General features: G+C 57.5%; 21 protein-coding genes. 8 read left to right on the forward strand and 13 right to left on the reverse strand.

Features of this window, described 5'->3' with window-relative positions; translation table 11 throughout:
* The first annotated feature begins 122 nt into the window (after positions 1 to 122).
* From A3AS_RS0108020 to A3AS_RS0108030, 3 genes are all read left to right on the forward strand, one after another.
* Positions 123 to 1,466 carry a lipopolysaccharide biosynthesis protein gene (locus A3AS_RS0108020; RefSeq protein ID WP_157644221.1) on the forward strand — a complete coding sequence of 448 codons (1,344 nt, stop codon included), beginning with the start codon at positions 123 to 125 and terminating at the stop codon, positions 1,464 to 1,466.
* Position 1,467: 1 nt separating this feature from the next.
* Positions 1,468 to 2,676, forward strand: a complete 1,209-nt coding sequence (locus A3AS_RS44805; RefSeq protein WP_157644222.1) for a glycosyltransferase — start codon at positions 1,468 to 1,470, stop codon at positions 2,674 to 2,676.
* A gap of 299 nt (positions 2,677 to 2,975) precedes the next feature.
* Entirely contained in the window at positions 2,976 to 5,102 is a 2,127-nt protein-coding gene (locus tag A3AS_RS0108030) for an Ig-like domain-containing protein (RefSeq protein WP_157644223.1), read from the forward strand.
* 117 nt (positions 5,103 to 5,219) lie between these two features.
* Here the strand turns inward: A3AS_RS0108030 and A3AS_RS43300 are convergent, their stop codons facing one another.
* From A3AS_RS43300 to A3AS_RS0108045, 3 genes are all read right to left on the reverse strand, one after another.
* Positions 5,220 to 6,779 carry a hypothetical protein gene (locus tag A3AS_RS43300; protein ID WP_157644224.1) on the reverse strand — a complete coding sequence of 520 codons (1,560 nt, stop codon included), beginning with the start codon at positions 6,777 to 6,779 and terminating at the stop codon, positions 5,220 to 5,222.
* Positions 6,780 to 7,227: 448 nt separating this feature from the next.
* Entirely contained in the window at positions 7,228 to 8,190 is a 963-nt protein-coding gene (locus A3AS_RS0108040) for an NAD(P)-dependent oxidoreductase (protein WP_018317086.1), read from the reverse strand.
* A 29-nt stretch (positions 8,191 to 8,219) separates the two neighbouring features.
* The gene (locus A3AS_RS0108045) at positions 8,220 to 9,662 is read right to left on the reverse strand and encodes an undecaprenyl-phosphate glucose phosphotransferase (protein ID WP_245283161.1); all 1,443 of its coding nucleotides are present in this window, start codon (positions 9,660 to 9,662) and stop codon (positions 8,220 to 8,222) included.
* A 371-nt stretch (positions 9,663 to 10,033) separates the two neighbouring features.
* Between A3AS_RS0108045 and A3AS_RS0108050 the strand changes: the two genes are divergently transcribed.
* Positions 10,034 to 10,966, forward strand: coding sequence for an ABC transporter substrate-binding protein (locus tag A3AS_RS0108050; RefSeq protein ID WP_020508640.1), 933 nt, complete (start codon positions 10,034 to 10,036; stop codon positions 10,964 to 10,966).
* 658 nt (positions 10,967 to 11,624) lie between these two features.
* Here the strand turns inward: A3AS_RS0108050 and A3AS_RS0108060 are convergent.
* The 5 genes from A3AS_RS0108060 to A3AS_RS0108090 form a co-directional block, all read right to left on the reverse strand.
* Positions 11,625 to 12,566 (reverse strand): GDP-L-fucose synthase, encoded by a 942-nt coding sequence (locus tag A3AS_RS0108060; protein WP_018317090.1) that lies wholly within the window; start codon positions 12,564 to 12,566, stop codon positions 11,625 to 11,627.
* Positions 12,547 to 13,632, reverse strand: a complete 1,086-nt coding sequence (gene gmd, locus A3AS_RS0108065) for a GDP-mannose 4,6-dehydratase (RefSeq protein ID WP_018317091.1) — start codon at positions 13,630 to 13,632, stop codon at positions 12,547 to 12,549. The genes A3AS_RS0108060 and gmd overlap by 20 nt, the downstream gene beginning before the upstream one ends.
* 206 nt (positions 13,633 to 13,838) lie before the next feature.
* A complete protein-coding gene (locus A3AS_RS0108070; protein WP_026201784.1) occupies positions 13,839 to 14,405 on the reverse strand; it encodes a transglutaminase-like cysteine peptidase in 567 nt (188 codons plus the stop codon).
* A gap of 1,257 nt (positions 14,406 to 15,662) precedes the next feature.
* Positions 15,663 to 16,049, reverse strand: a complete 387-nt coding sequence (locus A3AS_RS48900; RefSeq protein ID WP_245283162.1) for a hypothetical protein — start codon at positions 16,047 to 16,049, stop codon at positions 15,663 to 15,665.
* A gap of 817 nt (positions 16,050 to 16,866) precedes the next feature.
* Complete coding sequence (locus A3AS_RS0108090) at positions 16,867 to 17,109, reverse strand: PilZ domain-containing protein (RefSeq protein ID WP_049814819.1); 243 nt, start codon at positions 17,107 to 17,109, stop codon at positions 16,867 to 16,869.
* Between the two features lie 737 nt (positions 17,110 to 17,846).
* Between A3AS_RS0108090 and A3AS_RS48905 the strand changes: the two genes are divergently transcribed.
* On the forward strand, positions 17,847 to 18,107 hold the full coding sequence (locus A3AS_RS48905) for a transglutaminase-like cysteine peptidase (RefSeq protein ID WP_371260662.1): 261 nt from the start codon (positions 17,847 to 17,849) through the stop codon (positions 18,105 to 18,107).
* A 643-nt stretch (positions 18,108 to 18,750) separates the two neighbouring features.
* On the forward strand, positions 18,751 to 19,143 hold the full coding sequence (locus A3AS_RS47075) for a hypothetical protein (protein ID WP_157644225.1): 393 nt from the start codon (positions 18,751 to 18,753) through the stop codon (positions 19,141 to 19,143).
* On the opposite strand, the gene A3AS_RS0108095 is transcribed toward A3AS_RS47075, so the two are convergent.
* Entirely contained in the window at positions 19,133 to 19,351 is a 219-nt protein-coding gene (locus A3AS_RS0108095; RefSeq protein ID WP_157644226.1) for a hypothetical protein, read from the reverse strand. The two genes, A3AS_RS47075 and A3AS_RS0108095, sit on opposite strands and share 11 nt — an antisense overlap.
* Positions 19,352 to 20,067: 716 nt before the next feature.
* On the opposite strand from A3AS_RS0108095, the gene A3AS_RS44835 reads away from it, so the two are divergent.
* Positions 20,068 to 20,394, forward strand: a complete 327-nt coding sequence (locus tag A3AS_RS44835; protein ID WP_198293684.1) for a hypothetical protein — start codon at positions 20,068 to 20,070, stop codon at positions 20,392 to 20,394.
* A 610-nt stretch (positions 20,395 to 21,004) separates the two neighbouring features.
* On the opposite strand, the gene A3AS_RS0108110 is transcribed toward A3AS_RS44835, so the two are convergent.
* Genes A3AS_RS0108110 through A3AS_RS0108120 form a run of 3 tightly spaced genes read right to left on the reverse strand, consistent with a single transcriptional unit; the run spans position 21,005 to position 23,554 of the window.
* Positions 21,005 to 21,580 carry a hypothetical protein gene (locus A3AS_RS0108110; protein WP_018317100.1) on the reverse strand — a complete coding sequence of 192 codons (576 nt, stop codon included), beginning with the start codon at positions 21,578 to 21,580 and terminating at the stop codon, positions 21,005 to 21,007.
* Entirely contained in the window at positions 21,577 to 22,719 is a 1,143-nt protein-coding gene (locus tag A3AS_RS0108115; RefSeq protein ID WP_018317101.1) for an ERF family protein, read from the reverse strand. Before A3AS_RS0108115 ends, A3AS_RS0108110 begins: the two co-directional genes overlap by 4 nt.
* Positions 22,703 to 23,554, reverse strand: a complete 852-nt coding sequence (locus tag A3AS_RS0108120) for a YqaJ viral recombinase family protein (protein WP_371260663.1) — start codon at positions 23,552 to 23,554, stop codon at positions 22,703 to 22,705. The genes A3AS_RS0108115 and A3AS_RS0108120 overlap by 17 nt, the downstream gene beginning before the upstream one ends.
* 133 nt (positions 23,555 to 23,687) lie before the next feature.
* Here A3AS_RS0108120 and A3AS_RS0108125 point away from each other — a divergent pair, with 133 nt between their 5' ends.
* Complete coding sequence (locus A3AS_RS0108125) at positions 23,688 to 24,077, forward strand: hypothetical protein (protein WP_157644227.1); 390 nt, start codon at positions 23,688 to 23,690, stop codon at positions 24,075 to 24,077.
* 101 nt (positions 24,078 to 24,178) lie between these two features.
* On the opposite strand, the gene A3AS_RS44840 is transcribed toward A3AS_RS0108125, so the two are convergent.
* Positions 24,179 to 24,378, reverse strand: a 200-nt coding sequence (locus A3AS_RS44840; RefSeq protein ID WP_198293685.1) for a transposase domain-containing protein, incomplete at its 5' end; no start/stop codon positions are given.

Genomic DNA, 24,378 nt, shown 5'->3' on the forward strand with positions numbered 1-24,378 from the left:
AAATGGGATGGCACTAGCCTATCACAGTAACCGATTCCGTAGAGGATCTGAGACTCATTGGCTGACGCATGGTCTGAACCTGATGCGGGTAAGCTGGCTCAGGGCAGTAGTCGGATTATGCCTTGTATTCGGTTGCAACTCCCGTGAATGAGCGCGCGGAAGTTTGGAGCAGATTGCGATCGCATCCATTGTTTGGCGCCGCGGCTGGGTTGGCAGCGCGGGTCATTCAAATGGGATCCACGCTGGCTCTCGTGCCGATCCTGCTGAGTCACCTGGGCTCCGAGCAATTCGCCGTGTGGCTCGCCGCGAGTTCCTTGATGGGCGCTTTTTCCTTTATCGATTTGGGAATTGGATCGGGTCTAGTCAATCACATCGCAGTCTCGAAGGGAGCCTACAATACCGCGCGAACATACCTTTCAAATGCGCTTGTGGCTCTTACGTTGTTCTCAGTCGTCAGTACGACGGTGGTATGTCTGACGTTCTTTTCGAATCGGACGGGTAGTAGCTTCGTTCATTTTCAAGGTACTGGAGCTTGGGAAGCATTCTTTGTGACGTGTCTGACACTTTGTATCGTGTCGCCGCTGAGCCTTGTTTGGAAAACCAGACTTGGTCTAGGTGAAACCGCAATTCAAAGCATTTGGGACGCATTTGCCTCCCTTGCCACGTTTTGCGCGATCGTTGTCAGCCTCCAGTTCAATGCAGGTATCGTCGCCGTAGTGGCTTCTTTCTGCGCGGTGCCTCTAGTCGTTCATTGCCTTAACGGCACTCTATTGCTTCGGCGGCGCCCCGACCTGAAGCCGCGTCTTTCGCTGGCAAGTGCGGGGAAGCTGGCAACAGTGCTGAAATCCGGCGCTCCGTTCCTGCTCGTAAACGCGATCAACGCCATCAGCTTTTCCTTCGATTCTGTCTTGGCATTACATCTCTTGGATGCCGAACAGGCGGCGCGATTCGGGGTTGCGCAGAAAATGGCGATCGCGGTCCAGACGTTGCTTTCGATTGGCCTGACTCCGTTTTGGCCTCAGTTCCGAGCTGCAACCGCGGAGCAAAATGCGCGCGGCGCGTGTGGACTTTTGGTCTCCGCTTTTTCATTGGCCTTGCTTATAGCGGGTTCTGTCTCGACGGTGACCCTCCTGTTTGGAGATGATGTCACGCGTTTTTGGACGCGTGGCAGGATATCGCTTCCAAATGACCTGATCATTGGTGTTGCGATCTGGATTCCGGTTTTCGCCGTTAACGCGGTGCTCACGTCACTCATGAGCGTGCCATCGCTGCTGCCTATGCAACTGAAACTGGCGAGTTTGTCTGGGATAAGCTGTTTTGTAGCTAAGGTCGCTTTGGCAAAAACGTTGGGGGGAGTTGGGCTGTTCTGGGGAAATAGCTTCGGCCTGTGTGCCTTCTTTATAGTTCCTGCTTCTTTTGTTATCGCGCGCGACCTTCTCAGGATGCAACGGCGTAAAGGCGGTTAAAGTGTCAAAATCAGACAATCTTAACTTGAAGGTCGCGCACTTCACCGAAGCGCCGTTGGGAGGGGTTCTTGCGCATTTGCAGGAATTGATTGCGGAGCAAATCAGAGATTCTGCAATCTCTCAAATTGTGGTCTTCGGTCCCGATATAAATGACGAGGCTCTATCAAAGCTGGCTCATCCAAAGCTTGTCATCAAGTCGTATCCATACGTTGGGCGATCGATACGGTCTCTGATCAGAGTCCCCTTTGCCGCCGGGGCGCTGATCCAACGCTTTAAGCCCGATGTCGTTCATGTCCACTCTACGTTTGCTGGACTTCTTGTGCGTCCAGTTGCTTTCCTGCCGAAGCGCCGTCCAATCATTGTGTATTGTCCTCATGGTTGGGCGTTCCTGCGGGACACAAAGGCGAACCGGCTATATGCGTGGCTTGAGGCGGCATTGTCGCGCTTGTGCGACGGTGTCGTATGCGTATCTTCCTCCGAGCGCGAAGCGGCTGCTTCAGCCGGCATTCCTGTTTCAAAATGTGTTGTGATTCTAAATGGCATCGCGGACGAGGCGATGCCGTCAGCGAACTCGGCGTCAGGCCTTGAGAGGCCGGTCAAAATTCTTTTCGTGGGTCGTTTCGATCGACAAAAGGGATTTGACGTGTTTCTCGACGTCATGTCCGAGCTTGGCAACTTGGCTCAGGGCTTTGCGATCGGTGACTTTGTTACCGATGCCACTACCGTTCTAGAAATTCCCGAGAATGTCGAACTCCTCGGTTGGAGAACTCGGTCACAGGTCGAGGAGAGTTTGGCAACGGCTGACCTGCTCCTGATGCCTTCTCGCTGGGAGGGATTGCCCATGATCGCGATCGAAGCGATGCGAGCGGGCCTTCCGATATTCTCCTCCTCAGTAGGAGGACTTCCGGAGCTTGTTGAGGATGGAGCGACCGGACGGCTCCTGAAGAGCTTGCGACCGCTGGATATCGCGAATGCGATACGTGCCACTAGTGCTGAGGAATTGCGAAGCTTCGCTCAAAACGCTCATCATCGGTTTAGAATGCACTACACGGCCAGATCAATGGCTGACCGGACAAAGCAACTCTATTTGGATCTCCTGGGAGCTCGTGATTTTTACTCGCAAGAAGCCGTGACTACATCTCGAAGTAAGGCAGAAGGCTCGGGAAGCATCCTGCATCGCTCCCTCGATGGAACGGACCGCAGCCCGTAGAAAGCTCAAGCTCGCGCGCGCCCAGGCCGCGCTACTCGTCCGACGCAGACCGAACCTCAAACTGGATTAAGCCCAGAGCAAGGTTAACGAAAAAACTCCGGACCCTTGCGAGCGCGCAATGCCTTCTGATTTCATTAAGGAGCGAGCCGGCGCGCGCGAGCAGAGCAAATCGAGAAGCCGCGGGCGAATGATTGCGAAACGTCCATTAAGCACATCAGTTAAAGAGCGCTCGGTTTCCTTAAACTAAAATGCGCTTCGGCCATCTACGGTGGGCGCGTCCAGTTTGAGGAGCGCCAGAGATGTCCAGTTCAGCTTCCACTGCGGATTATGCAGTCAATTCCGCAACGAGCGTGACAAGCTTTATCGATTCGATCGGCATCGCCACTCACCTTGCGTCGTACGATCCGACTCACATCCTGAGCGAGTTATCCTATCTTGGCATTTCGAATGTCCGTGACGGCATCCCGCCCGCCACCGCGCTTTCGACGTATATCGCGCTGGCCGAGACCGGAGTCCGTTTTGTTCTTCTCGAGTCAAATTCCTTCTACGCGGATCAGGCGAGCCAGGTGAATGCGGCAGCCGACCTTGTACGCGCAGATGCTCTCGAAATGGCCGTGCCCGGCAGCATCATTGCGCTGGAAGGGTCGAATGAATACACGACCAACACCTACTATCTCAACGGAATTTCCTCTCACGGGAATCTGAGCTGGGGCGCGGCCGACGACGCCGCGTTGCAGGCGGCGATGCGAGCAGATCCGCTGATGGCCGGCGTCAGCGTGATCGCCGCCTCCGAGTGCAGCACACTCGCGATCCCTTCCTTTGGGACATTTGCAGACGCCTCCAACGTCCATGTCTATGGAGGCATCGGCCAGCAGTTGCAGGACGGTATCAATGCCTGGGTCGCAGCCGCTCAGGCGTCCAATCCCGGCAAACCCGTCTACATCACTGAAACCGGCGTCTCCAGTTCGGGCTTCAACACATCGACCTGGGGCGGAGGCGTGGCTGATGCCTACACCCAGGGCATCATCGACACCAACGCGCTGCTGGACGGTTACAAGGCGGGAGCCGCCATCACCTTCCTGTATGAGCTAATGGATGAGCCTAACGCGTCGAGTGACCAAGAGCAGCACTTCGGCCTCTTCAACGCTGACGGGACTCCGAAACCCGCCGCCGTAGACATTAGCAACCTGACGCATATTCTCGAAGACAAAGGTCCGCCGCTCACATCGCCTGGAACTCTTGCCTATAACATCTACGGTCTGCCGAGCACTGCGTCGTCGATGCTGTTGGAAAAGTCGAGCGGTGCTTTCGACATCGTTCTCTGGAATGGCAATGCCACACTTTACAACGGCACCAGCGTCGTGACGCCGCCAACATCGGAAGTAACGATCAGCTTGCCTAGCGCGGTCTCAAGCATCAAGATTTTCGACCCCATTAAAGGGACTACCGCCATTCAGACCGTTTCCAACGTGAGCAGCATAACCGTTGGCTTATCGGCCGATCCGATCATCATCGAGATCGAGCAATCTACCACGGTACCGCCCGCTCCGCCGGCTGCGCCCGAGGCTCTGAGTGATGCCAGCATCGTGAACGGATACGTCAATGCGGTGCACAACACGGCGCAACAGGCTATTACCGGGATCGCCCAAGCTGGCGCCGTGGTGACAGTTTACGACAATTCGCTCGCCATGGGTTCTATCGCTGCGGATGCCAATGGTGCCTGGAGCTTTGTCTTGGGCGCATTGCCGGACGGTTCTCACCAAATGACGGCCGTCGCCTCGAATGGATCCGGCCAAATGAGCGCGGCCAGCGCCGCTCTCAACTTCATAGTTGACACCATTGCACCGGTCCCGGGTATCGTCAACGTTGTGCCGACCGGGTCAAACTCGGTCACGATCAGCGGCATCAGCACAACCGACTCGACCATTTCGCTGTACGACAACGGGAAGCTGATAGGGACGACCTTCTCCTCGAATGGCTCGTGGAGCTTGACAAGCCAGCTGTCCAAGTCGGCTGTACACAGCTTGACAGAGACCGCGACAGACGCAGCCGGAAACACAGGGAGCGCTCCTGGCGTTACTCTTTACTCTAACCAGGCCAACCAGACTCTAACTGGCGGAGCGGGCGCCGACGTGCTAATCGGCCGTGGCGGGGACAAACTGACCGGCGGCGCCGGGGCAGACACTTTCGTCTTCAACCCGGGTTTTGGTAAGCAGGTTATCAACGACTTCACTCCAAGCACCGCCACAATGCAGGGTGACCACATCGACATCAGCCGCGCGATGGTTCCGGATTTCGCCCACTTGCTAGCCGACGCCCAACAGGTGGGAAGCAGCGTGGTCATTACCATCGACAAGTCGGACGTCCTGACCTTGAATCACGTCGCGCTGTCGAACCTTCATGCGTCCGACTTCAGCTTCATCTGACGCTTTCGGTGATCGGCGGTGCGCCAACGGCTAGATCTGGTGGGGCGAACGGAGGCCAAGCCAAGGCCATCTACTCTTCAGAGCTAACATTTTTGGCTGAGGGACTGCTAGGTTCGTTCAAAGGCGTTTGTTGCTTGGATAAAGGGGCGATCGCCTGATCGGTGCAAGAACCGCAAGTAGAAGCGAAGCAATCGGGCCCGGAAAGCTGCGGGCTATCGATCCTTCGATCCACTCAGATACAACTGTGTTATTCTTGCTTGTGAGGGCCAAGGGCAACTGGTCGAGTCGAAGGCGAGGAGCGATTTCCGAAAACTCACGATGAAACTGGCTGGGTGCGTGGGGGAACGAGCCCATCGCCTCAGCTTCTTTCCGAGTCGGGTGACTAATGAAGGCACGAAGAACGAGAAAGGAGGCTTCTGTCAGGTCTGAGCCCAATTCCAAGATGTTCTGACCCGCTATGCCCAAATTAGCCAATACTTCGTCTGTGAATGCCTTAATGATATCGTGCTGTAGCCCAACTCCCCAGACGCTCGCCGGATCATTCTCCGCGTACGGAGCACGGACTGGCCGGGCGGTGCCATTTGCTTCTCTCTCATGGGAAATGGTCGTCCCGTGCTGCGCGGCGCAGATCGCTTCGAACAGTGAGGCGCGTATAAAGGGAGCCAGCGATGCTGCGCGCCCCTCGTTGACATAGGACTCAAGAGTGCCCACGCCGGCGGGGCGGCTGAGCAGCCGGAAATAAAACCCGTGAACGCGGTTGACGAAAGTTGGATCATGCGACTGTACTGCAGCGTATAGAGACCGCTGTAGACCGCCTTTCCAGCCCAAATCGACGATGCCGATCTTTTCCTCGGTGAAGAATCCTTCCTGCCTTAGATAATCGACGAGCACCGCTCGTTGACGTGTTGCGTTCCTGATCACATGTTCCAGATGGCCGGATCGCAATGTGGATGCAAGATCGGAGATTTGTTGAGCCGTTAGCTTGGCCAAGGGAGATTTGAAGCCAGCATCGGCCAGCAGCTTCAGAGCAGAAGGATCACCGCTCAGACCAAGCCTCGATAAAATTTCGCCGACGGTTTGATCGGTGTGAAACCCCAGTGACTTGATGTCGTCCTCGGAAAGGTCCTGGATTCCGGGAAGGTGCAAGCTTTGACGAGAAACAAACAAATATCTTGCGTCTAGGTCCAATCCAGAGTGTCTTATGATCTTACGAGCCATCTTCAGTAAGATCTGGCCGTCACGCGCAAGAAAATACAGTCTTTTGACGCCGCTCGCTTGTGCACGCGCTAATATCCAAACCACGTATGCGAGAAGCATCACGGCGCTAACACCCGCGGATACTTCGGCAATAGTACGTTGTTGCGAAGTGACGGGGTCGCTCCTTGCTCTGGCTGCGCGCGCACTCTCGGCCAAGGCAGATCGCACGATCTTCGGTTTGATAGAATCTGCCTGGGCAAGCAGACGTTCGAAACGAGTGAGATGCTCGTCGTGGCAACAAACAGATGAGCAGTCCCACCCGCCGGCCTGGACAACGTCCGCAAAAAAACTGTCGTCGATTTGCAAATGATTACCCGAGTTTTTTGTTCTACAGCAGCCGGAGGAGGCCATCGCTGCGGCTCGCCTCAAACAAGTTGGACCGTGATGAATTCGCTCGTCTGAACAAAGCTCGTTACTCATGCTTCGTTACTCATGCGAGAAGAGAGGAAGCGGTAACCTTCGGTCGATATCAGAGGCGCAACTCACCGTATAATCGGGTTTCGCAGGCTAAGTGTCTTTGCTCTTTGTGTTGCGATGTTCCAAGCATGTGAAGTGGCAGAGTGAATGTTTTTGTCATCGTGAAGCATGGCCTTCGGCCCATGGATAAGTGAATTCCGGGTCGACCGACCGCAATTCATCCATGAATAGCTTGCTCCCGCGCCGCTTTCAAAGAGCCGCTGCGCGTAACGACGAGAGTGCGTCAGCAACGCTCAAACACCTGCCTCTGTCAAATTACTAGTCGCAAACGTAAACACCGAACGCGCTAAACACAAAAGATGCGCCCCCCATCAACCGACCTCTCGATCATCAAAAGCTTGACCGCGCTGTTCACCTGTCCGAACAATTCACACAGACCCATGTCGCGGCACTAGGTGAAGCATCCAGACGAATCGTTTCGCCAACGCAAGAGGGCTGATTGGAGTTGCCCGAGTGGCGCTTGACCCTTGGATTGCAGCCAACCAGGAACGACATTGGTAGACTTGACGAGCTTTATCACGCGATCAGGATGAATGCCAACGCCGACCGCCGAGAACGGCTTGAGAATCGCCGCCGCAGCTTTCACCGCAGCTTCGGGAAGCAGAAGCTCTCGCGCATTCGGAAAGTGAGTAGTCCGGAATGCTGTAACGATGTCCTCAATCGTATAGCGATCTGGGTAGCACGCATTGAACAAGACGAAACGCTCCGGGCACGAACGAGCAAATTCGATGGCATTGATCAGGTCTTCGACATAGAAGCAGCCCTTGATTGTGTCGCGCCGGCCCGGATAAACAAAAAAGCCCTTCTGCAGTAGAGTAGCGAGCCGAGTAAAATTCCCGTTTTCTCCTACTCCGAAAACGACTGCTGGTCGAGTGATGACTAGCTTTCGATCATCGCGTTCTGTCATCCATCCTCGAAACACCTGTTCAGCTAGGAATTTCGACCTGCCGTAACTGGAGCTCGGCGCAGGGGGAGTGTCTTCCAGCTTGGTATCTTCACCAGGGCCGTACACGGAGATCGAACTTGTGAAGACGATCTGCGGCACGTGATTGCGTCTGGCCAGTGCAGCGATCTCTACAGCTCCGCCGACGTTTGTCTCATAATATTCGTGGTCGGGGTGCCCAGGCGTACGGTGTATTGCGGCAAGGTTGTAGATGGTTGTTATCTCGCCGGACGTGTCAAAGTTGCTGAGGTTGCGTACATCGCCGATCTTGTACTCGACGCCAGAGACAGGCGCAGCAGGCGCTCGCAAGTCGACGCTCACAATTGTGGCTGTGGAGGTCTGTCGTAACCGACGCAGCAGATGGGTTCCGACGAAACCGGAGCCGCCAAAGATCAAAATGCTTTTTTCCATTAGTCCCTCAGCCTCGAAATCTCTTGTTTTCAATATGCATTCGGATCGCGCAAACTTGTGGCTACAGTCAGAAGTAGGATCTTAAGATCAAGTCTGACGGTCCAGTTATTGATATACCAGATGTCGAGCTCGACTCTCTTCTGCATAAGCTCGATCGCGCGGATTTCTCCGCGGTAACCATTAACTTGCGCCCAACCGGTGATGCCAGGCTTGACGTGGTGGCGGAAGGCGTAGTTGCCGATGATCTGCTCATATTCGGTGTTGTGGGCGGCCGCGTGCGGGCGGGGGCCGACCAGCGACATGTCGCCCTTGAGCACGTTGAAGAGCTGCGGCAGCTCATCGATCGAGGTCTTACGTAGCCATTTGCCAATCAGCGTGACACGAGGGTCGTTCTTCTGCGCCTGCGTGATGGTCGGGCCGTCCTCGAGCACGCGCATGGTGCGGAATTTGAATATCCTGAACGCGCGCCCGCCGAAGCCGTGGCGGGTCTGGCGGAAGAACACGGAGCCCTTCGAGGTCAGCTTGATCAAGATCGCGGTCACCAGCATCACCGGCGCGAACACCAGCAACCCAAGGCTCGCGCCGATGACGTCGAGCGTGCGCTTGAGCGCGCGCTCGCTAGGGGCCAGCGGGGCGCGACGCAGTTCAGCGGTGAAGGTGTTGCCGGTGCCGAAGAGCGGATAGCGCAAAAAGCGCGCCGTGGTCGCGTCCGGCACCAGATGCACCGGGAGCGGCAGGATCTTCAGTGCGTCCAGAATGCTGTCGATCGCATGCTGCCGGCTCCAGTTCATCAGCAGGAAGATGTGCTCGATCCGGTTCTCACGCGCATAGGCGATGAGCTCTTCGAAGCGCGGTGCGAGCGAGGAGAGCAATAGCGGCGACGCCAGCTGCCTTGCAGGAATCTCCATGATTCGCATCAAGCGATAGCCGTGCTGGCCGAGGTCGTCGATCGCGTTGGACGAGGTGGCAAGGCCGAACTCGGCGATCATAATCGCCCTCCCGTTGGCGAAGGCGCCGGTGCGCAAGGAATTCGCAGTCCACCGCGCCGCCACGGTCTTCCAGGCGACCAGGGCGGCAAGGCCGACCAGGTAGAACGAGATCGTGCTTCCTCGGGAGAACTCCTCGCTGACCTTCATTGTGAAGGCGATCGCTAGCAGCGCACCGAACAGAGCGGTCCACGTCGCGGTTGTCATTCGCAATGTGCGTGGCAGGTCCGTGATGGTTCGGAGTCGATAGCCCTGCTGCACTACGTTCAGAAGAACAAAATTGACTGCAACCAAGACACTAGCCGCCGCATACACGTCTGCTTTGCCGACGAGGCCCGCGGTCGACAACAGATAGCCGACCGCGCAGCCAATCCCACTGACCACGATCAACGCTGCATCAACTACGGCCATTGAGCGTTCAACAACCTCAGGGCGCAGCCAGCTTGGCGAAAAGCTTGTAGATGTTGAAGCAGCTTGCTCGGCCACGGGAATTCCCGTCGCAGAATCAGGAACGGGCAGTGGTCGAGTAGTAATAATTGTCATCCTGCGAAATCCATTGACGCGAAATTTATTACCCGAATAAGCCGTGCTATCGGTCAAAAGCGCTGTTAAAACAAGGTGAAGGAAAAATTAACCTTACCCCCAAGGCGGATTGTAGCTCATCTCGCCTCAAGTGATATGTCAAATTTATAGACCGTTAGGAGTTCTTGTTGCCAACCCAGGACCGGAAGCGGACCCGACGGAGAGGGAGGCGGTACCTTGCTACTGGTCTTGCGGCCATCGCTTTGGTGGGTATCCTGCTTCTCCTTCTTCGTCCTGAAGCGACCCCCATACGAACGCCGACAGCTTCTAAAGCTGTGCCAGTCAAGCTCCTCCTTGACGGGCGATATAGTGCTCGGTTTGCCGGCGAACTCGCTGCATCGAGGGGGGGCTATTTTTCCTCCCGCGTTGAGGTCTTGGCTCAGCCCGAAGACCCTGACTTCGTCCAAACCATTGCACGCCAAAGTGCCATCGGCGTGACGAGCGGTCAGAACTTCCTACTGGCAAGCTGGCGCGGCGTGCCCGTAACTGCCTTCGCTGCAAGCTTGCTTGATACCTCGGCCGCGATCTTCACGCTCGAAAGCTCAGGCTTGCGGCAGCCGGGGGATCTGATCGGAAAAAGAATTGGATACCGTAGAGCGAGTGAGGGTGGCGTCGTTTTCGACGCCATGCTGGCGCAGCTCGGGCTTCCCCGAAGCCATATAACCGAGGTCCGAGACCGCGATAGCTTCGAAGCACTGCGGGCCGGGGAGGTGGACGCGATCGTTGCTGCTATTGACGAGCAGCCCGATCCCTCCAGCTCGACCTTCGTGAAGCTGAACGTCATCAAACCGCAGGACTACGGCATCCATGTCCCCGGCCAAGTCTATTTCGCGAGCAATGATCTCATCCTCGACCAGCCGTCCGTGATTGCCGATGTCCTCCAGGGCCTCATTCGAGGTTGGCAATTCGTTTATGCCGACTATGCAAAGAGCGTGCCCGTTCTCGCTGGCACCGGCCCGGCCGGCCTGAACTCCGAGCGGCTGAGATACGACCTACAGCTGCAGCGCGAGCTAGTGTTGCCGACGGGCGGCCGCATTGGCGATTACGACGAAAGTCGCTGGCGGACGCTGCGGGATATCCTCATTTTTGCGAAGCTCGGCGAGGAAGATGTGCCTATGGCTCAGACGGTCAACTACCGGTTCTTGCGGGATGCGTACCGCCGTTCACCTGACCTAGCCGCCCCCGGCGTCTTGGGCGTTGAGAAATAGGACCGAGAAGCCACACTTCTGCGCCATATTGACTAAGAATGGGCTTCCCCCCCGGGCATCGGTTGCTTTTCGGCCCGTGGCCTTGGTACATCTGGTTCACTCTTTCGGCCAGTCGCGGCGTGGCTCCGTGACGTTGGGGCTGTGGGATTTGGCGACGGCTGAAATCTGCCGGGGCGAGGAGCTTTTGGGATGCTTAAGACATCGATGCGAGCTGGACTATTGGCCGCGACCGTTTCCCTATGCGCAGCGAGCGGAGCAAGCGCTGCGATGCAAATGCCAGCGCCGGCCGCCCTGCTCACGGGCCAGAGCCAAGTGACGCCTGTTACGTTCTGGGCGCAGTCGTATCCCTACCGGTATGTGCCGTGGCGCCGCTGCCCGTTGGTGCGGGTCGAGACGCCCTATGGCTGGTACATGGACCGGGTTTGCGCGCCTGTCGGCCCGGTCCTGCGCCGCGCGTACTGAGCTGCCGTCGATAGTCGTTTCTTCGAAACTTCCTGGGACGGTCGTGCGGTTTATGCGACTGCTCTATAAGTGCAAACGTACTCAATATATCCTCGCTGAGGAGGGTTCGCATCGCGTTGCTGGAGGCTGCTGCTTTCGTAGGCTTCTCGCCCATCAGGCTTATCTTTGGCCAGGAGCGGCCTGTATTTTTCACGTCTCATGCGCCTGCTAAGTAACTCTTATAGGCTAACCTCATTCCATCGCTGAGTGGCGTTGCCGCGCGCCAGCCCAGTCGAGCAAGTCGGCTGACGTCGAGCAGCTTGCGGGGCGTTCCATCCGGACGGGAAGTGTCGAAAGTGATTCTTCCAACGTATCCGACGATGTCGGCCACAAGCTGTGCAAATTCGGCAATAGTGATGTCCTCGCCGGTTCCGATGTTGATCAGTTCCGAACTTGAATATGTCCTCATCAGATGCACGCAAGCATCCGCCATGTCGTCGACATAAAGGAATTCGCGCCGCGGTGCGCCGGTGCCCCAAACCGCCACGCTCGTTGCGCCTGTGATCTTCGCCTCGTGGAAGCGGCGGATTAGGGCGGCAACCACATGACTGTGCTCGGGATGATAGTTGTCGCCCGGGCCGTAGAGATTGGTCGGCATCACGCTGATGAAGTCGCATCCGTGCTGGCTGCGATAGGCCTCCGCCATCTTGATGCCCGCGATCTTGGCGATCGCGTACGGCTCATTGGTGGGTTCCAGCGGACCAGATAACACTGCATCCTCGCGGAGCGGCTGAGGCGCCAGCTTCGGATAGATGCAGGAGGAGCCTAGAAACATCAGTTTCTCTGCGCCGCTTAGGTGCGCAGCATGGATCACATTACTGGCTATCGCGATGTTGTCGTAGATGAACTCAGCGCGCAACGTGTTGTTCGCGACGATGCCGCCGACTTTTGCAGCGGCGAGAAATACGACTTGCGGTCGTGTTCTGGAGAACCAGTCGAATACGGCGGCCTGGTTGCAGAGATCGACCTGATTCCGCTCCACCGTGACGATCTTCACGTCCTCACGCGCCAAGCGGCGTATGATCGCGCTGCCAACCATGCCATGATGGCCAGCGACATAAACGCTCTTACCTTTGAGTTCAAACGGTATGCTTGCCACTTCCGGCGTCCCGCATTGCTTCAGCTAGATCGCTCGCTACCATTTCTTCTACGAGCTGGGCAAAGGTTCGCTTTGGCCTCCAGCCTAGCACCTGCCGTGCCTTGCTGGCGTCGCCGATTAGCAAATCGACCTCGGTTGGCCGAAAATAGGTGGGGTCGATCCGCACCAGAGTCTTGCCGTTTTTGCTATCAACGCCCGTTTCGTCGACTCCTTGGCCGCGCCATTCGATGCGTCTCCCAACTTGCGCGAAGGCGAGTTCGACCATCTCTCGGACCGAGCGGGTCTCGCCGGTGGCGAGCACGAAATCGCCAGGCTTGTCCGCCTGGAGGATCATGTGCATACCCTCAACGTAGTCCCGGGCGTGGCCCCAGTCGCGTTTCGCCGAAAGATTGCCGAGATAGAGCGTATCCTCAAGCCCGACCTCGATGCGAGCGACGCCACGGGTGATCTTGCGAGTTACAAAGGTCTCGCCGCGGATCGGACTCTCATGGTTGAAAAGGATGCCGTTGCTCGCGAACATGCCGTAGGCTTCGCGATAGTTTACCGTGATCCAATAGCCGTAGAGCTTGGCGACGCCGTAGGGCGAGCGAGGGTAGAACGGCGTGGTCTCCTTTTGCGGGATCTCCTGCACCAGTCCGTAGAGCTCGGATGTCGAGGCTTGGTAGAACCGCGTCTCCTTCTCCATGCCGAGAACTCGGATTGCTTCCAGGAGGCGCAGCACGCCGATCGCGTCGGCGTTGGCGGTGTATTCCGGGCTCTCGAAGCTGACCGCGACATGGCTTTGAGCGGCGAGATTATAGATCTCCGTCGGTCGGATCTGCTGCACTAGGCGGATCAGGTTGGTCGAATCCGTCATGTCGCCATAGTGCATCAGGAACGGCACGTTCCCGAGATGCGGGTCCTGGTACAGATGATCGACACGCGCGGTGTTGAACGAGGACGAGCGCCGCTTGATCCCGTGAACGATGTAGCCAAGCGAAAGCAAATGCTCGGCCAGATAAGCTCCGTCCTGGCCCGTTACGCCCGTTATCAGGGCGATCCGCTGCTTAAGTCGATGGCTTGTCAATTTGGCCTCAGAATGGGAATAAAAAGTCCTTCGCCGTTCCTGGACTTGCCGGTCTGGCGCCTCAAGTTGAGCGGTATAGAGAATTAACAATAGCGCGGCAATCGAGCTTTAACTAGCTGATTTTGTTGAATTTCGTGTCCGCAGGCGCCGCATCACACCCGCGGGTATCTTTACCCAATCAACTGCCGATGAGCATGCACTCAGAGCTAAAAGGCGGTGACTTCCCGCGTCCACCGCTGCGGATCCGTGCCTGACTCCGCCCGCACGATTCTGAATCGATCCAAGGCATCGACAAGCGATGCCACCACCGGGCTCAGATTGTCGAGCACGAGAACCGCCCTGCCCTCCCGCACAAGCAGCACAAGGTGGTGTTCTCCGGTTGCTCGGATGATGACTTCTGAAAGAAGGAGGGCCGAGCTGGGCCAGCCGGACCGTAGCAGCAGATGGCGCTTGGTGACGCCGTAGTCGCCGCAATTGCCTTCGTAAGGGAATATCTGCCACTCCGTGTCACGCCGGCTTGCGACCGGATCTTTCGGCGCTATGCCGAAATTGACCATTGAATTGATATGAGCAAGTTCTCGCCAACGTTGAATTGAGGAGCGGAAATCTCGGATCCTGCGATCATCGCGATGCTGGCAATCCTCAGGATACTGAATGCAGAACTGTGAAAATGACAGCGGTGGCGTCACCGCTTGGGATTCGTAGTTCGAATAGGCGGGCTGGCCGCAAACGCAATACAACATGGCCAGCATGCGGGCCGCATGCCTGATCATCGAAAGTTCGCCTGAAATTTCTTGATTGTTAAGCGAAGTATATTGCGATGCAATGGAAGTGCCATGATGATTGTGAGGCAATCGATGCACAATCGTGGAGCAGGGATACGTTCGATCTCGATGGGCCGCTTGAGTCTCCGTGGCCTTTAGTTTTTGCGAGATCTATTCCCCAAGACTGTTCGCGGAAAGATGACTGTCGCTTGGCCGATTTGTGCGCCCAGCAATATTGCCAGCTCTTGAACATCGGACGTTGCTGATCTCCTTGAGTAGCGTCAGGGTCGAAGCTGTGCTCCGTTCAGGAGCGATTCAAACAGGACGGGAATCTCGCGTGCTTGAACGTACACTTTCATACTGATGGCGTGTTGATCGAACGTGCGAGCGAAGGCGGGCTTCAATATCGAGCGCAGCAGAAGCGTCCCGTTCCCAGTGCAAGGCGTTTAGATTTCGGCGACATCCTGAAAGTCCACAAAGCTTGATAGAAAGTCCGGCTCCCAGTATTGCAATCGCGCGTTGCTCCTCTGCGTCGAGATCAGCCCAGGAGGTGCCTTCCATCACGCGACCTCAGAAGTTTGTCAAAGGGGGCTAGAACAAATGGGTGCATGATTTGCCACAGCATATCCGCGGGGGGCCTCAATGTACCGATCGTTGGTTAAATACCGATCCAGTTGCGCTGTGCTACTCAAAGTGTCGATTGATCAAACTCGCCCGCAAGGGAGCTGGTGTATCGAGGATCGCAGCCGAAAGTTCGTCAGACGAACGTCGCGGACCGTCGGGATACTGCTGAAGAAGTAGCTGCCGCGGAGTATGCGCCAGCCCCATGAACGTAGGGCGCCGTTCTACAGCCCAAATCCGCGGCCAATCTCTCGAGCAAGCCTGAACGCCGCGTCGGTATTGCGGCCATAGAAAAACGCTCGATCGAGCTGCGAAAAGATGCCCATTCCAAATAGCGCGACGGCAAGGCCTCGAGGCATGGCTGTGGACCGGGTTGAACGATACAGCGAAAGGTTCAAAACGGCCGCAGTCGCACGTTGGGAGAACAGCCGGGGCCGACATTCCCATTCCATGTGCCGTAATCAGCGGTAATCGGCACGCTGCCGTTAGCTAAGCTAATGAATTCTTTCGCTCATTGCTGTTCAAGCCCCGAGCCGTTGGCCTCATCTAAGGCGCCGCCATGGATCGCTCCCACCATCCCAGGCAGCTCCTCCATCGAAAGAGCATGGTGCGACGCGGACGGGAGTTAGATCGCCATGAAATTAGCTAATCGGCCCATTGCGGGAACAAACGTCCGCTAGTGCGGCTTACTCGGCCTTGCTGTTTGCGGAAGCGCAGCAATCGACCGTAGACCGCCAAGCGAGTGCGTCCCAGTTCCTGGCCAACCTCGCTTGCGGTCATGCCACTTTCGATGAGCTTCAGAAGCTGCGCTTCTTCCTCGGGTGACCACGGGCGTGTTTCAAGTCTATTGTTGGACATCGTCGATCCCATGCCGGGGATAGCACCGTGAAAACCATTCTTGATTAGTTTGTCGTCAAGACTGTTCGAACGATACCTAATGCGATTGTCATTCGCCCAAATTAGTCGGCAACTATATACGGCGCGATCTTTTCGAGCATTAATTTGAATGTGGGATTCACGAAACGCTTCCATGGAAGCTCGATTGCCGCCCCTTGTTGACCACGCGGCAGCGTGAACTGGCGCCGTTGCCAAGCATGTAGGCGATCTCGTCAACATCAATGCGCTCAAGCTTCCGACGTTCTGTCGTTTATGTTGCACGCCAATGAAGCTCATTCGCCCGACGTGCATCTTTTGTCTAGCAACTGAAATTGTCGAGCGATCTGCGTTGCCAAAGCTGATCGCTCTCTGGCCAGGAGTCTTCTTTGCTCATTCATGTCGTGTCCATCACGTTCAAGCACCTCAATCAAGATCGCTTGGTTTTCAACGCTTAGTTGCTTCGCCGCAATTTCGCGTGAAATAACTGCTAGTTCATGGTTACAGTCTGAGGTCACAGTAATCCCAGGGCCTGATGATCTGTCGGTAAAGTAAAACTACATCCTACCTGACCGACCCTGCCAAAATATTACGAAGAGGCGCACCCACTGGCTTTATCCTGGATGCATCCTGTTACCTTTGTCTCGAACCGGCGACCGCGCCGTCCGTGTTCATAGCCAGAGATTCAGCGATGTAGGCGTGAGAACTGGCAAGTGGCCGAATGCCTGGGGTCATCGAGGTTCGGGAGTAGCATTTCATTCGAACCGAAACGGCGCCTGATAGAATACGATTGTCGATCTTCGCCCGTTAGCCGGGCGTCTAACGCGCAGCTTACGAGATTGATTTCCCGACTACGAAGACTGAGGTACGCGCCGAAGTTTTTCTGAAGCGTACACTTTAGTTGAGGTGTGGCAGGGTCCACACAGAGTTACGCCTCTGGTGCGCGAGAAGTCAGACTGAACTTTACGACAACGTCTCAAGCTGACCCAAAAGCGATCCCAATCCGTCTGTTGGAGCGCCACACCGCTCGGCACGGCCGCTGCAATTCCGCCGTCGGAATGCTCAGCATGAACTCGTGCGGAATTCCAATCTGGCTCGGCACCTCCAAATGTGCCCCGCTCTCCGACAGATCACGTACGACGCAGCTGAACGCGCCGCCGGGAAATTCGATCATAGCGGCTTTGAAGACGCGCCGCCGGCGTACTTTGCGCTTTTCCATGACCGCGAGACTGCGCGACACGTATGAGAAGTTGTTGAAAGTTGGCGCGGAAAGTCCCACTCGAATCCTAGGGCGCAATTAGGGATGCGCTAATCGCCGGGTTTGGCCTCCGACCTCCCGTTTGTTGGAAGTGGAAGGGGAAGTGACAGAGTGCCGGTCCGCGGCGAACGTTCGTCAAGTCATGCTGCTTCGTCGGCAGTCCCTTGAAGTTCAAAGGCTCGGTCCTTTATGGCCCGTGCCCGGCCTTAGCGCAGAGCGCCACGAAGTCTGCTTCATGTAGGTGACTCGAACAGAGCAGTTCGAGCGGTCCGAGGCAGTCCCTAAGCAGATTCCGGCTGAGCGCCGTTTGCGGGCCGCCGTGGCCTTCGTAGTCGATCGCGACGACGGTAGACACGGCTGACCCGGCGGGGACGCCCGCGTTTTACAGTGAACGTCGCAGTTTGGAGGGCTGCTCTGGGCCAAGTTGATTTTTAAAGTGACAGAGCTCAGATATTTGCCTAACTCTTACTCATAAACACCTCGGGGGGGCACGATGGAGTTGTTTAGAGCCGAAAAGATTGGCGAGATCGAAAGCCGGCCAAATAGAAAGTGTAGATTTTGCGGAAGAACGCTCCGCCTACTGAAGGTAGTGCATTTCCCAGATCGGGAAAAAACCGTACGCTCATTCGAATGCGAATGCGGCGACCGTATTTGGGACGATTAAAATCCCGCTGGTTGGCAAGAGCGTTACATTTCGTTTGAACGTTTCGAGCTGGGTCCTCATTAATTCGACGGTCAACTTCGGTATCGTCGCCAAAAGTCCGCCCGCAAGTCAACGAGACCTGCAATGGGAGATATTTCCTTACGACGGCAACTGCGGCGATTATGCTGTTACCAAACACCATCTGTTGCTCCGGGCCGGTTGGCCCAGCTCAGCTTTGCTCCTGGCGGAAGTCGTCATCCGATCGACTGCAGAGCACCACCTTGTACTCCTGGTGCGCGAGGCAAGAGCTACCTGAGCCCAGTCGTCATGTCACTGACGGACGCCTTAGACTGATATACTGTCCTGCGTGCGCAGTCTGGAGCAGATTTGCGTCGTTGGACGCGGAACGTTGCGGACTTTCAATAAGGCGTGCCGCCACGAACGAAACGAGTTCAGCAAAACTTCGGATGACATCAAGCCGGACGGCCGACCATTGCACAGCTGCGATCCTCGGGATGTGCTGGCGGGACTACGGGGATACATCGGATCGCAGCCAGCACGGAGTTTTGGTGCTGATCACCCGTTGATTTAACCATCCATTAACCAATTTCCATCAAGTTCCCCCAGCGGAACCGGGTGCCTTGTGCCGCTTGCATTGGGACCCCGAATGTCTCGACGATTTCTCATGACAGCCATAAGTGCCGCCTGTTTGCTCACAGGCTGCGCAACTGCGCCATTAGCGCCGAGCTGTGCGATTGCCTGGGATGGATTGGGCCGCAATCCCAATCTACCTCACACGACGAGGCGCGTGACCAGTTCGCCGATTGCATACGAACACAACAAGGAACGAGAGAGAGTATTACTTGCCCTTCGTCCATATTCAGAGGCGTGGTGGGCCGTACACGACGAGATTGAAGGGGAAAACGATCGGCAGCTCAGCAGGAAGTTGGTGATCTGTCATGGCTGTCTTACTCATCCGCCATCCGATTCAACTGGATCTATTTCCAAACAACAATCGACCAAGTGAGGCGGCACGCTGCCAATTCGGCCTGCTCGAGCGATCCCACTCGGGGGCCGACAAACCGAAGAACGACATTTCGACAAAAGCCCTGACAACTGACCCGCCTAGTCGTCGAGCGTGCGCCCTTGCCGCTAACCTTCAGGCTTCCTCGTTAAGCCCAATTGAGGTCAAAGCCATGCAACAAATGAATAATCCAGGCATGTGTCACACTCTCGATCGTAAGCTTATCGACTCCGCCGGCATAGTGGACGGACCAATCGTCTGCCTTAATCGTCAGATACGCGCTTGCGCCATAACCCTTGAAAAGCAACTTGGCGTGCTCAGCTGTTGAAGTTGGATACACATGGGGAAGTCAGCGATCGTATCGTGTCTGCTTCCCTTGCCACAGACGAAGGTGTCGTTTCCTCCGCCTCCAAACAACCAATCGTCGCCTCCTTCCCCATGATAGCGGTACTTGCAGCACCGACGACATAGCTGTCGTCCCCGGCGCCGCCGACAAGGGTGTTACCCGTCCCGCCCGCCTTGAGATTGTCGTTCATGGCGACGTACTGATCAGCGGCGGTGCCACTCCAATATCTGAGAGCGGTGCTGCTGGTCGGGCAGAGCTCCTGGAAGGTGGAAATTATCACTCACGAAATCGGAGATCGCTGTCCCGAAGACCAGTATCTTACAAGACGTCAACTTCGACGTCGGATCCGACCTGCCATTGCTGCCGTGATTTCGCCAAACGAAGTGAAGCTAAAGCCATCCAGCTTGACTTCGTCATGATCAATGGCACTTCCTGGATGGAAATCGGTGATGATATCAGTATAGCAGCCTGTGTCAGCGATTGGACGGTTTCCACTTGTCAACGTCCTTCGCAGATCTCCTGCGATGTTCACGCGCCTGCCAACGCCTCTCCTGGAGAGCAGACGAGTCTTACCTTCCCCAAAGAGCGGCCGCGACGATGGAGCAAGGATCATCTCCCTTTTATACGCAGCCAAGTCTGTCTGGTTTGTCAGAAGACACCTGCTGATGCGCATCACCTGAAGTTCGCTCAACCACGCACCTTGGGTCGCAAAGTCAGCGACGAGTGCACGGAGCCGCTCTGCCGATCGCATCATCAATCCCTGCACCGACACGGAGACGAAAGAGCCTGGTGGACCAACCTGCAAATTTCGCCGAGGCCAATCGCAAAGCAGCGTTGGGATGGCAGCCCCGTCGATCTGGCGAACGGAGCAACAGTTGCTGCACCGCCTTCGCGCCCGCAAGGTCAATGAATGGACCTGTCAACCTTCCTCAACCACAGTCGGTCAGCGTCTTGCCGCCTCGGTTCGAGGCGTTGTGTCCTCCGCCGCAACTTCTTCCCGGAGAGAACATCGACAACTATCAGACTCTTCAGGCTGTCATCTTCCGCGACCCCGATCCCCAGTCTGCCATCGAATGGCTGCTCGCTATAGACGTTGTAGAACTCTCCTGGGAGATGCAACGCCACCGGGTTCTGCGGCATAGGCCCCTGAGCACCTATCGCAAAAAGGCCGGCGAGATGACACTTCGCCGCGTCGATCTTGCTGGCATTGCCCCGATCCGATCGCTCTCTTGAAGTTAAAGTGGCTCGGCCTGATGATGGGATCTCATCTGACGGCTGCTGCTTCCGGAGGCGCGTTATTCTAGAGGAGCTCCAGATCAGCGATGCGTATTCGCCTGAGTCTTCTCAGTCTTCCGAAGCTGCGAAGATAATAGCCCTGCCTCTGAACGGCCTTCTTGATTTCGTCGCTGACCTTGTGAACTCTGCTTCTGCTCCTCCGCCATTTTTTGGAAGAGTAGGGCTGGGGCATTGGGGAGCCATTGCTTATGACGAGAAAGTCCCGCTTACCGTTGCAATAGACATCAAACATGTCTCACCCCCGCAGTTCATATTGATCAGAGCAAAAAATTGTTTTGTGACAGCCGCTCTAGTTTAGTGGCTGAAATCCTGATCGGGTGGTAGCTTTGTAGTGTTGGGCAACGTTTTCTCCCGCCGGCGTTGCGGACACAAGATCGGTTGGGAACCTGCCTGACTTGTTGATATCGGGAAACGTCAGTGCTGCTAAGCGGCAAACGCGTTCTGTTTTTATGCTGTCCGTATGCCACGCCAATAACGACATAGCCGCTGTCGAACACCTGCCAGGCGGATGCCGACCGACGGCGGGCCCCTTAGGCTGATGAATCGTTCAGCGCAGCCGGCGCATCGGTCCACTTAAGAAGCGCTGATTCCTGATCTCACGAAGCAGCAACATTCTTTTGGTTTGTGCGGCATTGAGCAAGCCCTCGAACAGAGCCAAGACCTCACGCGCCTGAACGTAGACTTCGGTAGTGATCGCGTCTTGATCGAAGCCATAGGCAGCAAGGCGGGCGTCGATCTCGGTCGCGGCGACCGGATCAATGCGCCAACTCAAGGCGTTTTGCTGGGTGTAGTATTCGGCTTGATCTTCGAAGTTGGGATCGATTCCGAATATATCGATGCGCCGCAGCGCCGCCTCAACCGCCTTTTGGCGATAGCTCTCGAGCAATTTATGCCGCAACATGCGGTAGCGCTGGATGTCCCAGGACAGCTCCGCGACGTCGATGGCGAGCAGCCACTCGATGGCGGACCGCGGCGCGAGGTCGGCAAAGATCGTTTGCTGGAGCGCCTGGTAGTGTTCGAGCTGTTCGCCCGGCAGCAGCAGGGGCGGCGGCGCCAAGGACGCAAACTCGACCGGCAGCGCCGTGGCGGTGAGCTCGCGCGCGGTTTGGAACAGACCGTTCATCCGGCGGCCTCCGAATCCAAGTTTGCCGCAAGCGACGCGGCGCCGACGGCGACGTTGGCGGGGTCGTGGACGGGGCTCGCCGTCCATAGCTCCTGCGCTACCGGCAGCGGCGCGATCTGCAGGTTCGCCCACCACGCCCGTTCATTGCCATGCTGATGCAGCTCCTGGTGATGCTCGCGGCACAGGGGGACAGTGAACTCATCGCTGACCTTGCGGCCGAGCGCCCGGGCTTGAGCGAATTTCAGATGATGGGCATCGCACGGGGTTTGCCGGCACACCAGGCAGGGCTGCCCCCTAACAAACGACAGGTGCGTCTTGCTGCGTTTGCGGGACGGCTCCTTGGGATAGGCGAGCCCGGCCTCGGGGAGCGCTGGCTGCAGCGCGGCCTCGGCGTCAGCAGCAGGCGCTGCTGGCAGGCTTGGCGTGCCGTTCAAGTCGGCGGTCTGCTCGGCTTGAGCACGGCCAGCGTCCTCAAGCTTGGCCTGATAAGCTGCCTCGACGTGCCGGGCATCCGGCTCCTGCAGGCTATTCTTGAGCGGGAGGCTCGCCATGGCCCAGCTGAGCAGATCGGTGCTGGCAGGCAGCGCTTCGAGCTGGCGCAACAGCTGCTCCCGGAGCGCGGCGGACTCCCCCGGCCGCAGCACCGGGGCCCGGTTGAGAGCGCCCTTGCCGGGCGAGGCCTTGAGGTTAGGCGGTGCGGAGGAACCGGCGGCCGTATCCGGGGCATCCAGATCATCCTCGCCGGCAATCCCAACCAGCGCGAACAGGGCATAGCGTCGGGCGTAGGTGAGCGCCGCACCCATGCGATGCGGCGCCTCGATGTCCCGTGCGGCGCAGACCGGCCAGTCCGAGGAGATCCACTCGCCGGAGGAATGGGCGAGCAGGGTGGTGAGGTGGATGTGGCCGGTGGTCTGTTCGACCCGGGTGGTCTGGATGGTGGCGATCTCCTGCTGGCTCAGGGTCTTGCGCACGATGTCGAGGCCGCTCGCCAGCGAGGCGTAGCGGAAGGTGCGGTCGTCATCGCGCAGGAACGGCGAGCGGATCTGAGCCGTCAGTGTCTTTTCCGGGTTGGTCAGCTCGGCTTGCGCGCGGGCCAGCGCCGCGGCGATCGCCCCGATGTGCTCACTGGCCTGGTGCATGGACGGCCTCCATCTCAACCGGATCAAAGCTGACGGCGCCGGCCTTGGAGCGCTTGGCGCGCACGCCGTGGCCAAACGCCTCCTTGGCATCCTCTGGCACGAGCTTCTTGAGCTCGGCCTTGGCCAGTTCGTGCTCGGCATGGGCGTCGCGGGTGCGCAGATAGATCGCGGCACATTCGGCCCAGACGTTGGAGGCGCTCATGTCGACGACCTTGACTGCGGCAAGCCGCGGCCGTGGGGTCTCGATGCCAAACAGCAGCGGCGGCTCGCCGCTCTGCACGCAGCGCCAAAACTTCTTCTCGGCCGTCAGCAGCAGGTGCTGATAGAGCGGGTCGGCATGCACGGTGATCTCGACCCATTTGCCGCCGCCGGTGATGATCGAGAGCACGGCCGCGCGCGCCGCCACCACCCACATGTTGTGCTGCAGCTGCGCCATGTGCTTGTCCGCCGCCGCCTCTTCGGTAAAGGCCCAAGGCAGCATGAACTTGGCCTCGAACACCGCGCCGGTCGGGGCGACGATGCCGTCCAGCGTGGCCGTCATCCAGGAATGGACGGGATGCCGCACCCGCTTTTGGACGTCGGTGATCACTTGTCCGGTGGCGCTCTGGTACCAGGCGCGGTTGAGCGCCTCGGTGGCATTGCCGAGTTGGACGATTAGATTGCGGGACAAATCTTGCGGCGCGATCTCGCCGCGTTTTTCGTGCCACAGGCGCAAGAGCGCGTCCTGATCGTCGCCCATGATGATGCGGGCGTCCGAGCCGCCGATGAAGTCGCGGCGGTCGTGGCGGTTGAATGTGATGACAGAGCGGGGCGCCGCGGCGCCGTCGGTTGCAATCGTGGTCACCGGTCTCTCCTGGGTTAAAGCGGCTTGCCGCCGCACCACCAAAAGCCCCGCCACTGCGAGGGGAGAGACCGGGGCCAAGGGCCCGCGGGCCGGTTGCGATGATTAACGCTCCTTTTGCGCGGGAATGCCAGTCCTTTCTGCAGCAAATTTGCGGTTATTTGATCGAAAAACCGTTGAGTTTTCAATGTATTGGAGCGAGCTTCCGGCCGCCGCGATCAGCATCAGCCGAGGGCCTCGCAGCGATATCAGCGATCCTGCCGAGGCGGCGAATCTTGCTGTCGCGATTGCTTCCGGGCTAGGGCGTGCGGTCGCGCCCGAGGCGGCGATGGCGCTTGCGTGGTCCAAGCTCGCGCGGCTGCGGATCCGCAGCTTACGGCAGGCAATGTTGGCCGCGCTACTGACCGGTCCACTGCCGGCAGATCTGAAAGGGCTTCCAGGGCTAGAGCGCTACGAGCGGGCTGCTTTGGTGGAGCAGAAGCGGACGCTCCGATCGCTGCGCCTCGGCAGAGAGTGATGCACATAATTTGCTTCGTTCTGGAATTCTCGCTCCAACGCATCGGTCGTTTGCGGGCGAGCTATATCGTAAGCATCCGGTGAGTACCGCGCAGCGGTCACTCAGGCAGCCTGATTGGCTTGCTTGTTCCGGTCGCGCCAATTCCAGGGCAAGAGTTCGTCGAGCCGGTGGGCCGGATGTGCAGCGATGCGCGCCAGGACGTCGGCGAGCCAAGCTTGTGGATCGAGGTCGTTCATCTTGGCCGTGACGATCAGGCTGTATATCATGGCGGCCCGGTCACCACCTCGGTCGGAGCCACAGA

This window comes from Bradyrhizobium sp. WSM2793 (assembly GCF_000379585.1).
Classification (GTDB): Bacteria; Pseudomonadota; Alphaproteobacteria; order Rhizobiales; family Xanthobacteraceae; genus Bradyrhizobium.

Coding starts and splice junctions, on each gene's coding strand:
- A3AS_RS47075 (WP_157644225.1), top strand. CDS start 18,751: ATGGCTGTCTTACTCATCCGCCATCCGATTCAACTGGATCTATTTCCA.
- A3AS_RS48900 (WP_245283162.1), bottom strand. CDS start 16,049: ATGGAAGCGTTTCGTGAATCCCACATTCAAATTAATGCTCGAAAAGAT.
- A3AS_RS0108070 (WP_026201784.1), bottom strand. CDS start 14,405: ATGATCAGGCATGCGGCCCGCATGCTGGCCATGTTGTATTGCGTTTGC.
- A3AS_RS0108095 (WP_157644226.1), bottom strand. CDS start 19,351: ATGAACGACAATCTCAAGGCGGGCGGGACGGGTAACACCCTTGTCGGC.
- A3AS_RS0108090 (WP_049814819.1), bottom strand. CDS start 17,109: ATGGAAAAGCGCAAAGTACGCCGGCGGCGCGTCTTCAAAGCCGCTATG.
- A3AS_RS0108030 (WP_157644223.1), top strand. CDS start 2,976: ATGTCCAGTTCAGCTTCCACTGCGGATTATGCAGTCAATTCCGCAACG.
- A3AS_RS0108115 (WP_018317101.1), bottom strand. CDS start 22,719: ATGCACCAGGCCAGTGAGCACATCGGGGCGATCGCCGCGGCGCTGGCC.
- A3AS_RS0108040 (WP_018317086.1), bottom strand. CDS start 8,190: ATGGAAAAAAGCATTTTGATCTTTGGCGGCTCCGGTTTCGTCGGAACC.
- A3AS_RS0108125 (WP_157644227.1), top strand. CDS start 23,688: ATGCCAGTCCTTTCTGCAGCAAATTTGCGGTTATTTGATCGAAAAACC.
- A3AS_RS43300 (WP_157644224.1), bottom strand. CDS start 6,779: ATGAGTAACGAGCTTTGTTCAGACGAGCGAATTCATCACGGTCCAACT.
- A3AS_RS44835 (WP_198293684.1), top strand. CDS start 20,068: ATGAATGGACCTGTCAACCTTCCTCAACCACAGTCGGTCAGCGTCTTG.
- A3AS_RS0108110 (WP_018317100.1), bottom strand. CDS start 21,580: ATGAACGGTCTGTTCCAAACCGCGCGCGAGCTCACCGCCACGGCGCTG.